We start from the raw sequence: 12,646 nt of genomic DNA, 5'->3' as shown, positions 1-12,646 counted from the left end.
GCTTAAGACCCTTGCTATGAAACCTTTCTGGTGCTTTGTATTGATGCTGATCTCTTTTTCTGCCCTCTCTCAGGAGGAGCAAACAGAAATGGTTCAAGGTATTGTACAAAACGATGCCGATGACAAAGCCCTTGAGAACGTGAATATCGTAAACCTCAATCAGGTGATCGGTACGGTTTCTGAGCGAGACGGTAGCTTTAAAATTCCCGCTAAAGTTAACGACACCCTCTATTTCTCTTACCTCGGATTCAAATCTATTCGCGTTCGTGTTACCAATGATTTATTGCGCTTCGGAGAGATAAAGGTCAAAATGACTGAACTCGGGATTGCCTTAGAAGAGGTTGTGATCAGGCCTGTAGAACTTACTGGATATTTAGAGATCGATGCCAAGATCATTCCGGTTTACGACGATTACCGCTACGCCATTGCAGGACTAGATCGCGGTTACGAAGGGGGTTCTCAGCAACCAGGAGCTGTGGGTAAGGTGCTCAGCGCCATATTCAATCCGGCAGATTTTCTCTATAACGTCTTTGGTAAACGCCCCAAACAGATGCGGAAATTGCGGCAAATGAAGGCCGATGACAACATCAGAAACCTATTGCAGAGCAAATTCGATAGAGAAACCCTTATGGCGGTCTTGCAATTGGAACGCAACGATCTGGACATGATCTTGAACAATTGCAACTATTCTGATCAGTTTATAAGAACCGCTAACGATCTGCAGATCTTGGACGCAATTTCTGAATGCTACGAGCAGTATAAGGTGCTCAACAGAAACTAAGGGCGAATTGCTATCTTTAGGCAAACTAAGTGCCTATGAGAGCGCATATTGCTTACTGTTTTCTTCTTTTGCTTCCACTTTTCTCTTGCCAAGATGAACTCGTCGATCCCTTACAGGCAGCATTGGATTCTAACGATCCGGCTATAAGGAGAGTAATGAATAATCTTGAGGCTCACGAAGTTCAAATTGCTTTGAGCGTTGTAAACACCTCCGCAGATTTCCTGCAGTTCGATGAGTACGAGTTTCAAGTGAACGATTCGGTCTACTTCTACCCTGCCAGCACGGTGAAATTCCCTATGGCAGTGATCACTTTGGAACAATTAGATGACAACGGTTTTATAGATCTGGACGCTACCATTAACGTCAATGGAGACTCTATCAGCTCCACATTTAGAAAAGACATCCGCGATATATTTGCTGTAAGCAGTAACGAGGCCTACAATCGTTTGTATGAATATTTAGGCAAGGATTTTGTCAATCAGCGAATGCAAGAGCTCGGGATAGATAAATTCAGACTAGCACACAGACTTTCTACTGCCAATGCAGACGACATCATGCTCAAAGGTCTGACCTTTAAAGGCTCCGAAGCAAATGAGATCTTTATTGGCGAAGGTTACCAAATGCAGGCGCTTGAAGCCTTGGAGTTGGAAAAGACATTAAAAGGCGTGGGATATTTTAAAAACGACAGTCTTATTAAAGCGCCAATGGATTTTGCTTACAAGAACTTCTACCCCATCCGCAGCATGCACAATACCATGCGAAGAGTGGTTTTTCCAGAATATTACAGCAGTGAGCAGCAGTTCGACTTGAGCCCGGAGCTGCATCAGTTCTTACTGGAGAGTATGCAATTGCTGCCCAAAGAGGCCGGTTTTACTTCCCAGGAGTACTATGACTCCTACGTCAAATTCTTTCTTTATGGCGACAGTAAAGCGCCCATGCCAGATGACATCACCATCTTGAACAAAGTTGGCTATGCCTATGGATATCTGACAGACTGCGCTTACATTATGGATACCACCAATGAGATCTCCTTTATACTCACAGCTACGGTTCATGTCAATGAAAATGGGATCTTTAACGACGACAACTACCAGTACGATGAAGTTGGAGTTCCTTTTTTGGCTGCCTTAGGGCGTCAGATACACCAGCAGCTAATTGCCAAAAAATAGCAAAAGAAAAGGCTGCCCTTTCGGACAGCCTTGATTCATAGCAATTTTATTTTTTGACCACCTAAAATTATTGAGGCATTACAACTGAATCAATGGCGTGGATCACTCCATTGGATGCAGCTACGTCTGGGATGATCACAGTAGACTTGGCGCCAGTAGCGTCTGTAAGTACTACGTTTCCTCCTTCTAGAGAAAGTGTGATGGTTCCCCCCTGAACGGTTTTAACCTCGAACTTTCCATTGTTCTTCTTAATCGCATCTACTACTGCAGCAGCTTCGAATTTTCCGGCTACTACGTGGTAGGTCAACACTGCAGTTAGGGTTCCTTTAGCTTCTGGCTTAAGTAGACCTTCTACAGTTCCTGCAGGTAGTTTTCCGAAAGCATCGTTGGTTGGAGCAAAAACAGTGAATGGACCTTCTCCACTTAAAGTCTCTACCAATCCAGCAGCTTTTACGGCAGCTACCAAAGTGCTAAAAGCATCGTTTCCTGCGGCTACTCCTACTATAGTTGGAGGAGTATCGGCAACTTTAGCGTCGGTTACGGTTTCTACTTCTGCGGAGGCAACCTCGGCAGTGTCATTGTTTTGTTTGTTCTGTGCACAGGCAGAGATGAACATCCCGGCTAGTACGAATGTGGCAATCTTTTTCATGAGTTTCAATTTTTGTAGTTTTTGTTTATAAATCAAACTGGCTTAGTGTGTTTTTGAAGAAGTCGCTTCGGATCGCTTTCAACCTAGTCCGGATCATTGGGTCTTTACAATTTTGGCGCATTTCAAATCAAGTCTGTTCTACTAGTCTGATTTAACTGATGCTAAATTAGAACCTATAAAATGCCTTTCTATTAATATTTTGTTTAAATTTTTATTCATTTTGTTAAACAAAATATAAATATACAGATTTGTGGTCGCTCCACCGACTTGCAGTATCTTTATCCTAATAAAAAGTAAGGCGCAATCATGGCTGCACAATTCCAAGAATTACGAGAAGTCCATAAAAATTTCATAGAGGCCCAGCCTGTGTTCTTTGTTGCAACAGCAGCACAAGAAGGCAGGATCAACCTATCACCTAAAGGCATGGATAGTATTCGAGTCATAGACGATAAAACAGTAGTTTGGCTTAATCTTACCGGAAGCGGAAACGAAACAGCCGCTCACCTACTTAAGAGCAATCGTATGACGGTAATGTTCAATGCCTTTGAAGATCCTCCATTGATTTTGAGATTATATGGAAGCTGTGAGGTCTATCACCCAAGAGACCCACAATTCGAAGACTATTTAAAGCTTTTCCCAGAAACAGCCGGGGCCAGACAATTCATTAAACTCCACATTGAAACGGTACAGACCTCTTGCGGTTATGGAGTTCCTTATATGGAATTTAAATCGCACAGGACACGCTTGGCAGATTGGGCAAAGGCTAAATCCGATGAGGACCTTTGGGCCTATTGGGAAAAAAAGAACACCAAAAGTATAGACGGATTTGAGACAGCGATTTTTTCAGAAGACTAATCTTATAAGTGGCCTTTTTTTGGCCTGTTTACTCCTAAGCGCTTGCTCAGAACAACCCACTGAAAAATTGCGTATTGCAGTTGCGGCAAACGCAGAAGGATTGGCACGAGCCCTGGCAGAAGAGTTTAGTACGACCAATAATGTTGAGATCGATATTATAAGCGGCTCTTCTGGAAAACTTACCAGCCAGATCAGTAATGGAGCTCCTGTAGATATCTTTATGGCCGCAGACTTGAGCTATCCGCAGCGCTTGTATAATCAAGGCCTAACCACGGCCGCCCCTGCTCCTTATGCCAAAGGCATATTGGTGCTTTTGTCTCGGCAGGACTTTCTCAAATCTGGCCTCACATTACCGGGACTTAAAACCTTAGCCATTCCCAACCCAGACTTGGCTCCTTATGGCCGTGCGGCCAAAGAGCTTTTAGAATATCAAGATCTATGGGACGAAGTACGCCCTAATCTGGTCTATGCCGAAAATGCGGTTCAAGCGGCGACCTATGTGGTTTCCGGAGCTGCCCAGGCTGCTATTACAGCCAAATCTACAGCCATACAAGCGCAGCGTGAATCCGAAGTATATGTACTGGACATTAATAAGGTACACTACAAACCCATAGTTCAAGGCGTAGTTCTAATAAAAGGTGAGAATAGACATCCTGCAGCAAGCGCATTTGTAGATTTCCTTTTGAGTGATGCGGTTAAAAAACTGATCAAACAACAGGGCTACGACCTGCCCTAGAATCGAATTAATGCTATCTTTGAATAGCGTGAACTGGGATCCATTATTACTTACTCTTAAACTAGCAATCCTCACCACAATATTATTATTGTTGGTTGCAATTCCCGTGGGCTATTGGTTGGCCAATTCCAAAACCAAATTAAAACCATTTGTTACCGTTCTCATTAGCATGCCCTTGGTGCTTCCGCCCACCGTGTTGGGTTTCTATTTTTTAATAGCCTTTAGTCCTAACAATGCCTTTGGCGCATGGTTAGACAGTGTATTAGGGCTGAGATTGGTCTTTAGTTTTAGCGGACTGGTCATTGCCTCCATGCTCTACGGATTACCCTTTATGGTTCATCCTGTTTTGGCAGGCTTTAAAAGTCTCCCTCCGCAGTATAAAGAAGCATCAAAACTCATGGGGCGTTCCCGATTAGATACTTTACGACAGGTTTTACTACCCAATATGAAACCTGCCTTATTGAGTGGATTGGTACTGACCTTTGCGCACACTTTGGGAGAGTTTGGGGTTGTGCTAATGATAGGTGGAGCAATTCCAGAGAAGACGCGCGTAGCCTCCATAGCGATCTATGAGGAAGTTGAGAAATTGAACTTTGGACAAGCACATCTATATTCTTTAGTATTGTTTCTGATCTCTTTTGTGATCTTGTTCTGGGTCTACACCAGAGGAGCAAAAAATTGGGGAGGATTCGGCAAATGATAAAGGCTCGTTTACATAAAATTCTGAAAGGCTCACATGGCGTAATGCCCTTGGATGTAGACATTCAATTTGAGCAAGGCAGTTTTAATGCGCTCTTTGGACCATCTGGAGCTGGGAAAACTTCGACCTTACGCATGCTTAGCGGCTTGCTGAGTCCAGATTCTGGAAAAATTACCAACCACAATGAAGTATGGTTCGATTCTGAGAAGTCTGTAAATCTGTCGGCGGGGAAACGAAATATAGGCTACTTGTTTCAAGACCTCGCCTTGTTTCCCAACATGAGCATAAGGCAAAATCTAGAGTATGCCAGTGGCAAAAACCCCAACAATGCCCTCATAGCGGAATTACTGCGATTAACGGAGTTGGAATCTTTAGCCGATCAAAAACCAGACGTACTCTCTGGAGGTCAGGCCAAACGCGCTGCACTGGCCCGAGCCCTTGCTCAAGAACCTCAGCTGCTGCTACTCGATGAACCCTTCACCGCTTTAGATCAAAAACTCCGCTTGGAATTTCAAGATCATTTATTGCAGTTGCACAGTCGCTTCGGATTTAGTGTGATCTTAGTGAGTCATGACCTTCCAGAGGTCTGTAAACTGGCCGCTCATGTTTGGGTATTGGATAATGGTAGTATTACCAAATCAGGGGCCCCAACTGTAGTTTTCGGACTTGATCGATCCGATAAACAAGTGACCGTCTTAGCACAGGTCATTGCTAAGACTGCGACTGGTCTAATGGTTTCTGCTAATGGACAGCAGTTCGAAATTAAAACAGACCACACAAACGACAAATATGCCCTTGGAAGTTGGGTGCCTGTCGGTTTACCGACTGATTCAGCAATACTATTAGAAAGCAAAAAATGAAAGCACTGGTACTGATAGACATACAAAAGGGTTTCGAGGATATTGAATACTGGGGAGGCAATAGGAACAATCCCGAGGCGGAACAACGGGCACAAGAGCTTTTAGAATACTTCAGAGCTAAGTCATGGCCAGTGTATCACGTTCAGCATTGCTCCACCAATCCGAAGTCTCCACTGCGCCCCGAGGCCGCAGGGAACGCCCTAAATGAGTTAGTAAAGCCTTTAGAAACTGAACCGGTCTATACCAAGACCGTTAACAGTGCCTTTATTGGCACCCCGCTAGAAGAAGTGCTCAAGTCCACGCAACAGCAAGATCTTGTCATGGCAGGTTTAACTACAGACCACTGCGTATCCACCAGCGTTCGTATGGCAGCTAATTTAGGTTTTGAGGTCACTTTGATCGAGGATGCGACGGCAACTTTTGACAAAGTAGATCGCAACGGAAAACGATATGACGCCCAATTGATCCACGAGACGGCTATTGCGAGTTTGGATGGAGAGTTTGCACTGATCCAGACCTTAGAGGAATTTCTAGATTCAATAGACAACTGATGCAAAAACTAGCCGACACCACTTTAAAAACACGCTACGGCCTTTTTACGGAGACCTTATTTGCCGATGAGCAGCAAGAGATCATTTGCCTCCATATGGGTAATCTCAAAGGAGCCAATGCCGTATATTGCCGTTTACATTCGAGTTGTATCTACGGACACTATTTCAATTCTTTGGAGTGTGATTGTCAACAGCAGATGGATCTGGCCATGCAACAAATAGCAGCCAAGGGTGCGGGTATCATTGTACTCTTAGATCAGGAGGGAAAAGGCAATGGTCACTTGGCTTTAATGAAAAGTAAGGCCTTTAAGGCTCAGGGCTTGAAGCAAGCAGAAGCCTACCGGGCCGCAGGCTATCCTGCCGAGGCCAGAGATTTTACAGCTGCTGCTCAAGTTTTGGCCAGTTTTGAAATGGCTTCTGTAAATCTAGATAGCAGCAACGAACACAAAAGAGCGGCGCTCATCTCCGCAGGGATAAAAATCGAAAACTAAAATGAAGCAACGCGACAAAAGAGTAGCCTTTATGACCTATTTCTTTATGGTCGGTGGTCTAATTGGCCTCTTGGTGAGTTTTCTGCGATTGCGACACCCTGGAGACGACAGTTGGTTTTGGTTTACTCTGAGTGTTCAGACAGTTTTATTCAGTCTGTTCTTTTATGTGGGTTATTTGTTCTTGAACAAAGAGAACAGAAGGGCTTCAGAACTTGGGATCTTTATTCAAGTTTTACAGATTTTCACTTTTACAGCTTGGGGATGGAGTTATTATTTCGCCGGAGGAATTGGGATTAGTCTGACCTACCTAATGGAACCCGGAGCATTGGAGTTCAATGCAGGAGTATCTGATTTTGTTTGGGATCTAGTCCCTAAAAGGCAGGCAAAACAAGTAGGTATTAATCTTTTTGCAGTGGTAATTCTTTTTATCTTGTTAAAGATTAGAAAAGCCTACCGATGAGAATCAAAAGCCTAATTGTACTACTATTGCTGAGTTCCTTTGGAGGTCTTGCGCAAGGCTTGGAACTTTATAAAAAAGAGACCTATATCTCGAAAAATGGGGAGCTCCCCTATCGGATCATGTTGCCCAAACACTATAATCCTGAGATCAGTTACCCTATGTTGGTTTTCTTACACGGTTCTGGAGAGCGCGGCAATGACAATACTTCCCAACTCAAGCACGGCGGTGCCTTCTTTGCTTCGGACAGTATTCGGACTAAGTTTCCGGCCATAGTCGTTTTTCCACAGTGTTCGGCTCAGGGTTATTGGGTCAATAGAGATTACAACCAAACTCCAGAGGGTGTAACCATAGACTTTCCCAGAAGAAACACTTACCGTTTAGAGCAAACCCTCTTAGAGGGCCTTATCAAAGCCCTATTAAAAAGTTATCCTGTAGATACAGACCGCCTCTACATAGGGGGCTTATCTATGGGCGCTATGGGAACATTTGAATTGGTTAGGCGTAACCCTAAGTTATTCGCCGCTGCCTTTGCAATTTGTGGTGGAGCCAATCCGGCCATAGCTGGGAAACTGGATCGTTTGCCTTGGTGGATCTTTCATGGCGATGCAGACCAAGTGGTTCCTATTCGATATTCAGAACAAATGGTGGAGGCCTTGAAACGTTTGGATGCCGATGTTCAGTTTACCGTTTATCCCGGGGTAGATCACGATAGCTGGACTCCTACCTTTGCGAACCCAGATTTACTACACTGGCTTTTTGCCCAAACTAAGGAATAATTATGGCGGTCATTGAAACAGAACGACTCCGACTCGAACCTGTCAAATTAAGTGATGCGGCTTTTATTTACGAATTACAGAACAGCCCTAAATGGCTCAGGTACATTGGCGATAGAAACATTAGTAGTATAGCCGTGGCAGAAAAATATATAGCGGACAAAATGCTCTCCCACTACAAAGAGCACGCTTACGGAAATTGCGTTGTATACAATAAAGAGACTGCTGCGCCCATGGGGACTTGTGGCTTGTTTAACCGCCCAGGCTTAGCAGTTGTAGATATCGGGTTTGCTTTTTTACCGCAATACGAAGGCAAAGGATTTGGCAGCGAAGCAGCTCTGGCTTTAATGGATCATGCCCAAAACAACTTAAAGCTTCATAAGGTAAGTGCCATTGTATTACCTGAGAATAAAGCATCTGTTAGACTTATTGAGAAATTGGGCTTAGAATTCGTCAAACCTGTACAATTACCGGGCGATACGGCTTGGTTGGATTATTACGAAATCACCCTTAACGAGTAGGAATTTAGCCAGCTGTGTTGTTTTATTGTTAAAACAGACCATGCGCAGCTTAAAGTACTTATCCCTTCTATTGACTTGTATAGTAATGTTCTCATGCTCTTCCGAGAGCAATGACGATATGCCGATGAATAATGACAATTCCGGCGGCGGGCAACAAGAAGAACCAGCAAGGACTGCTATTGTTGACCCGGCTTTTGAGGCCGCCTTGGTAGCCTTGAATTTCGACAATGAGGTCGATGGCTTTGTGCTAACAGCCAATATAGAAAACGTGACCAGCTTGGTACTCAATGAGCAGGGAATTAGCGATATCAGTGGAATCGAAGATTTTGTCAACCTAGAAAACCTTTGGATCAATGATAATTTATTGGAGAGTTTGCCTATTGCCACCAACAGCAAACTAAAATTCATTTTTGCCGATTTCAATCAGATTAGTAGCATCAATATCACTTCCCTACCGGATCTGGAAAAGGTCAGTTTAATAGACAATGCGTTAGAAAGTATTAACGTAAGTAACAATTTTGCACTACAGCAATTGGTAGTGCCTGGCAATCAGCTAACCGCCTTAGATGTTTCTTCCAATGCTGCACTCACTATTTTGAACGCAGTGAACAACCCCTTGACCTGCGTACAGGTGAGCAGTAGTCAGCAAAGCAATATTCCTGCCGATTGGGAAATTGATCCGGAAGACAGTTACAGCACGAACTGCAACTAGTAAGACTTCGCTTACATCCATACTTTTTAATAGCCTTTTAGCGTTTTAAAAGGGCTATGAAGACTGCGATTAAATTCCTAACGCATCTAACCATCATTGCCATACTCACCGTCTTAACACAGATCGGAGGTCTGCTCTACGGTCTTGTGCTGCTATTCTATCGGCCTAGTGAAAGACGTATTCTCAAACGACTTGTTGTTTTCTGCGGAGCTTATCTGGTCTTAACCCTTTGGGGAGTTCCTTATTTGGCCGCCTATTTTGGACGAGTCGAATTACCGCAGACCGATCACATCCGCGCCCAAAGCTATGTATATCGCTTATGCAACAGGCATTACGCAACACCTGAACTCAAGCAAGAGCTCGAGCAACTTGCCTCCCAATTACAAAAGACCGACCCCAAGCTTGTTGTGGTGTATCTGGACGCCAACTTTCCTTTTATCGATAAGTTTCCCTTACTGCCCCACTTAAGCCATTCCGATGGCAAAAAGTTAGATCTGAGTTTCTTTTATAAGGATGAATTCGGAAGGATCACTGCCAAAAAGCCGTCACGAAGTGGCTACGGCGTTTTTGAATCCCCGGAATTGGGGGAATTCAACCAAACCGAGGTTTGTCTAAACGGTGGTCACCGTTTCTACGACAAGACCGCTTGGCTAACTTTTGGTAAGCCGAACAAACAACTTACATTCGACACCAACCTAAATAAGCGCTTGTTGGAACTGCTCAGCAGCAACCCAAAGACCGATAAGATCTTCCTAGAACCTCATTTAAAACACCGCTTGACCAATGGAGCCACTAAGGTTCGATTTCAAGGCTGCCACGCCGTAAGACATGACGATCATATCCATTGGCAGATCAAGTAAGGGCAACTCCATTTTGCGGATCGCTCATTTCCAATTATCTTAGGGTTTCGATTCAAAAACCAGACCTGTTGGGGGTCAACACACTTTCAATTCCATGAATAAATCCAACTTGCTGCTCACACTCTGCGGATGGAGTCTACTCACACTAAATGCCTGTAAAGAAGCATCTGAAAGCCAAACAGAAGAGGCCAACACATACCAAGAAGTTGCACTAGACGGCAAAGCCGAATACCTGGACTCTCCCTTCGTCACTGCGGGAGACCGCGTCTATATGGTCGGACACCAAGACGGTAGTTTTCCAGAATTGGGCTGGCACATCAGCGGAGAGATGGGTGGGGTTTGGAATCATCCCATAAAACTGCTCGATGGATTTGGTCTAAGCCTTAAAACCGAGCGAGATCTTATTATACTGGACAAAGCGGATAAGTTTACGAACTATCCTTGGGGAAATTCACACGATTATGGCAATGTGGCCAATACCGATCTGCACATAACACGAACCCAGTTCGCTCCAGACAGAAAACAAGGAATGGTGGTTTGGTATACCCTGGAAAACAAGAGTACAGAAGACAAATCCTTTGGTTTGAATTTACACGTCTACTCGGACCTGATGCCTACATGGCTTGGCGAACGCACAGACATGAAGGACGGCAAGGACCTAGTAACTATGAATAAAGACGGGCATCTTTATTTTCGTGACAGTGAGATGGAATACCACTGTATAGTAAGTACCAACTTGGCGGCTATAATGCGCGATTCGGAAAATGCCAACAACTTCTCTACCATTGAATCTCCCTACAAGGGGAACGGCATTACTGCCTTGCAAAGCTTTAATATGCTTATTCCCGCAGGCGAGTCCAAAAAATTTCAAGTGGTCATTAGCGGTAGTTATGAATCTAGAGCAATTAGCTATTCGGAAAATAAAGACATACGCGAAAATTGGCCAGAGATGCTCGAGGCTAAAAAAGCACGTTTAGCCAGCTTAGCGAAGCAAAGTAAACTAAACATTCCTGACAAGAAAATAGAAGAAGCCTTTGAATGGCTCAAATACAATTCGGACTGGTTGATCCGCGATGTACCACACATTGGCCGCGGGATCACCGCCGGAATACCCGACTACCCTTGGTGGTTTGGTGTAGACAGCGAATACGCCCTTAAAGGCTATATGACCATTGGGCAGACCGATATTGTGGAATCTACCATAGCCCTATTAGATTCTGTTTCTGAGGCCGTGAACGGTAATGGCAAGATCATACACGAAATGTCTACCAATGGGGCGGTGTTCAATCCTGGAAACATCAATGAAACCCCGCAATTTGCCTCGCTGATCTGGGAAGTATTCAAATGGAACGGCGATAAAGCATTTTTAGAGCGCTACTTTCCAACTGTTGAGAAAGGACTGTCATGGCTTATGGAAGCTCAAGATAAGGACGGGAATTTGTTTCCGGACGGATTTGGGATGATGGAGATCCACGGGCTGGATAGCGAGATGATAGATGTTGCCGCCTATACCCAACGCGCCTTTGCCGATGCTGCAGCTATGGCAGAAGTATTAGGAAAATCCGAACTGGAGCAGCAATACCGAGAAACTGCAGCTAAAATTGCCGCCAAGATCAATGCGGAGTTTTGGTCCGAGGAATTCAATTCCTTTGCGGACTTTATCGGTACAGACCAGCAAGCCTTACACTTAATAGAAGACGCTATTGTTCGAGCCGATACATTAGATAAGCCGTGGGCTGTAGAAGAGCTTAAAGCAACAAGAGCAAAGATCAAAGCCAATCCTTCTGCCACGCCCAGACCTTTTGTGCTGCATCACAATTGGGTAGTGAATACGCCTATGGAAATGAAGATCGCCGATCCTGATAAGGCCTTGAAAGCTTTAGATACGGGTGCTAACTATGCCAATCCCTTTGGTATGTTCGTGACCGGGATAGACCGAGATGAATCTGCCGGTAGCGATGACGGTTCTTTTAAAGGGCCAGAGATCTTTTCCTATACGGGAGCAGTGATGACTCTCCCTACCGCGGTTCAGATAGTAGGAGAAAACAACTATGGTCGTCCAGATAAGGCTTTGAATTATTTGCAGAAGATGACCCGCAGTTTCAGTTATGCCTTACCAGGCTCTATGTACGAGGTGTCTCCAGATTACGGGATGATCGTGCAAGCTTGGAACATTTACGGCTATGGCGTGCCTATTGTGCAGCAATTCTTTGGTATTCAACCCATGGCTCATAAGAAGATCGTTTACATCAGGCCGCAAATGCCTTCTAGTTGGAACAATGCCAGTTTGGAAAATGTGAAAGTGGCAGACAATACTATTTCGGTTTATTTCGAGGAGTCCGAATCCGGAGAAAAACAAATTCGAGTAACCCAAACAGTAGACCAGTGGGAGCTTCGCTTAGAACTGCCATTAGACAATTCCATCATTTATAGCTTTAACGAGGGAGTAGCCAATGAGACCGAAGGTGATACAGACCGTTTTAGCACCAGAGGCAAAGTACTAGAACTCAAACTAAACCAAAAATAGC

The 12,646-nt window shown here is 44.4% G+C and carries 15 protein-coding genes; 14 read left to right on the top strand and 1 reads right to left on the bottom strand.

Annotated features, from left to right (window positions below):
* Window positions 1-16: 16 nt before the first annotated feature.
* Both BTO09_RS12715 and BTO09_RS12710 read left to right on the top strand, forming a co-directional pair.
* On the top strand, window positions 17-781 hold the full coding sequence (locus BTO09_RS12715; RefSeq protein ID WP_087525145.1) for a carboxypeptidase-like regulatory domain-containing protein: 765 nt from the start codon (window positions 17-19) through the stop codon (window positions 779-781).
* Window positions 782-816: 35 nt separating this feature from the next.
* Window positions 817-1,950: a serine hydrolase gene (locus BTO09_RS12710; RefSeq protein WP_087525144.1), complete on the top strand. Its 1,134-nt coding sequence runs from the start codon at window positions 817-819 to the stop codon at window positions 1,948-1,950.
* A 67-nt stretch (window positions 1,951-2,017) separates the two neighbouring features.
* On the opposite strand, the gene BTO09_RS12705 is transcribed toward BTO09_RS12710, so the two are convergent.
* Entirely contained in the window at window positions 2,018-2,599 is a 582-nt protein-coding gene (locus BTO09_RS12705; protein WP_087525143.1) for a fasciclin domain-containing protein, read from the bottom strand.
* Between the two features lie 306 nt (window positions 2,600-2,905).
* Here BTO09_RS12705 and BTO09_RS12700 point away from each other — a divergent pair, with 306 nt between their 5' ends.
* From BTO09_RS12700 to BTO09_RS12645, 12 genes are all read left to right on the top strand, one after another.
* A complete protein-coding gene (locus BTO09_RS12700; RefSeq protein ID WP_087525142.1) occupies window positions 2,906-3,454 on the top strand; it encodes a pyridoxamine 5'-phosphate oxidase family protein in 549 nt (182 codons plus the stop codon).
* 67 nt (window positions 3,455-3,521) lie between these two features.
* Window positions 3,522-4,190 carry a molybdate ABC transporter substrate-binding protein gene (gene modA / locus BTO09_RS12695; RefSeq protein WP_198356484.1) on the top strand — a complete coding sequence of 223 codons (669 nt, stop codon included), beginning with the start codon at window positions 3,522-3,524 and terminating at the stop codon, window positions 4,188-4,190.
* Window positions 4,191-4,200: 10 nt separating this feature from the next.
* Window positions 4,201-4,890 carry a molybdate ABC transporter permease subunit gene (modB, locus tag BTO09_RS12690; protein ID WP_087525140.1) on the top strand — a complete coding sequence of 230 codons (690 nt, stop codon included), beginning with the start codon at window positions 4,201-4,203 and terminating at the stop codon, window positions 4,888-4,890.
* A 44-nt stretch (window positions 4,891-4,934) separates the two neighbouring features.
* A complete protein-coding gene (locus tag BTO09_RS12685; protein ID WP_198356483.1) occupies window positions 4,935-5,750 on the top strand; it encodes an ATP-binding cassette domain-containing protein in 816 nt (271 codons plus the stop codon).
* Window positions 5,747-6,301, top strand: coding sequence for a cysteine hydrolase family protein (locus BTO09_RS12680; protein WP_087525138.1), 555 nt, complete (start codon window positions 5,747-5,749; stop codon window positions 6,299-6,301). The genes BTO09_RS12685 and BTO09_RS12680 overlap by 4 nt, the downstream gene beginning before the upstream one ends.
* Window positions 6,301-6,792: a GTP cyclohydrolase gene (locus BTO09_RS12675; protein WP_087525137.1), complete on the top strand. Its 492-nt coding sequence runs from the start codon at window positions 6,301-6,303 to the stop codon at window positions 6,790-6,792. Before BTO09_RS12680 ends, BTO09_RS12675 begins: the two co-directional genes overlap by 1 nt.
* 1 nt (window position 6,793) lies before the next feature.
* Complete coding sequence (locus BTO09_RS12670) at window positions 6,794-7,252, top strand: hypothetical protein (protein WP_087525136.1); 459 nt, start codon at window positions 6,794-6,796, stop codon at window positions 7,250-7,252.
* Window positions 7,249-8,028 (top strand): prolyl oligopeptidase family serine peptidase, encoded by a 780-nt coding sequence (locus BTO09_RS12665; protein ID WP_087525135.1) that lies wholly within the window; start codon window positions 7,249-7,251, stop codon window positions 8,026-8,028. The genes BTO09_RS12670 and BTO09_RS12665 overlap by 4 nt, the downstream gene beginning before the upstream one ends.
* Before the next feature lie 2 nt (window positions 8,029-8,030).
* Window positions 8,031-8,546, top strand: a complete 516-nt coding sequence (locus BTO09_RS12660) for a GNAT family N-acetyltransferase (protein WP_087525134.1) — start codon at window positions 8,031-8,033, stop codon at window positions 8,544-8,546.
* 85 nt (window positions 8,547-8,631) lie between these two features.
* Window positions 8,632-9,258 (top strand): hypothetical protein, encoded by a 627-nt coding sequence (locus BTO09_RS12655; RefSeq protein ID WP_087525133.1) that lies wholly within the window; start codon window positions 8,632-8,634, stop codon window positions 9,256-9,258.
* Window positions 9,259-9,314: 56 nt separating this feature from the next.
* Complete coding sequence (locus BTO09_RS12650; protein WP_087525132.1) at window positions 9,315-10,118, top strand: hypothetical protein; 804 nt, start codon at window positions 9,315-9,317, stop codon at window positions 10,116-10,118.
* A 94-nt stretch (window positions 10,119-10,212) separates the two neighbouring features.
* Window positions 10,213-12,645: a glycogen debranching protein gene (locus BTO09_RS12645; protein ID WP_087525131.1), complete on the top strand. Its 2,433-nt coding sequence runs from the start codon at window positions 10,213-10,215 to the stop codon at window positions 12,643-12,645.
* Window position 12,646: the final 1 nt, after the last annotated feature.

The organism is Gilvibacter sp. SZ-19 (assembly GCF_002163875.1).
GTDB lineage: Bacteria > Bacteroidota > Bacteroidia > Flavobacteriales > Flavobacteriaceae > Gilvibacter.
The sequence above is the reverse complement of the archived record's forward strand: the minus strand, read 5'-3'. Positions and strand labels throughout refer to the sequence as shown.

Excerpts from the sequence above, each read along its gene's own strand:
- BTO09_RS12715 (WP_087525145.1), top strand. The coding sequence starts at position 17 with ATGAAACCTTTCTGGTGCTTTGTATTGATGCTGATCTCTTTTTCTGCC.
- BTO09_RS12710 (WP_087525144.1), top strand. The coding sequence starts at position 817 with ATGAGAGCGCATATTGCTTACTGTTTTCTTCTTTTGCTTCCACTTTTC.
- BTO09_RS12705 (WP_087525143.1), bottom strand. The coding sequence starts at position 2,599 with ATGAAAAAGATTGCCACATTCGTACTAGCCGGGATGTTCATCTCTGCC.
- BTO09_RS12700 (WP_087525142.1), top strand. The coding sequence starts at position 2,906 with ATGGCTGCACAATTCCAAGAATTACGAGAAGTCCATAAAAATTTCATA.
- modB (WP_087525140.1), top strand. The coding sequence starts at position 4,201 with ATGCTATCTTTGAATAGCGTGAACTGGGATCCATTATTACTTACTCTT.
- BTO09_RS12685 (WP_198356483.1), top strand. The coding sequence starts at position 4,935 with ATGCCCTTGGATGTAGACATTCAATTTGAGCAAGGCAGTTTTAATGCG.
- BTO09_RS12680 (WP_087525138.1), top strand. The coding sequence starts at position 5,747 with ATGAAAGCACTGGTACTGATAGACATACAAAAGGGTTTCGAGGATATT.
- BTO09_RS12675 (WP_087525137.1), top strand. The coding sequence starts at position 6,301 with ATGCAAAAACTAGCCGACACCACTTTAAAAACACGCTACGGCCTTTTT.
- BTO09_RS12670 (WP_087525136.1), top strand. The coding sequence starts at position 6,794 with ATGAAGCAACGCGACAAAAGAGTAGCCTTTATGACCTATTTCTTTATG.
- BTO09_RS12665 (WP_087525135.1), top strand. The coding sequence starts at position 7,249 with ATGAGAATCAAAAGCCTAATTGTACTACTATTGCTGAGTTCCTTTGGA.
- BTO09_RS12660 (WP_087525134.1), top strand. The coding sequence starts at position 8,031 with ATGGCGGTCATTGAAACAGAACGACTCCGACTCGAACCTGTCAAATTA.
- BTO09_RS12655 (WP_087525133.1), top strand. The coding sequence starts at position 8,632 with ATGTTCTCATGCTCTTCCGAGAGCAATGACGATATGCCGATGAATAAT.
- BTO09_RS12650 (WP_087525132.1), top strand. The coding sequence starts at position 9,315 with ATGAAGACTGCGATTAAATTCCTAACGCATCTAACCATCATTGCCATA.
- BTO09_RS12645 (WP_087525131.1), top strand. The coding sequence starts at position 10,213 with ATGAATAAATCCAACTTGCTGCTCACACTCTGCGGATGGAGTCTACTC.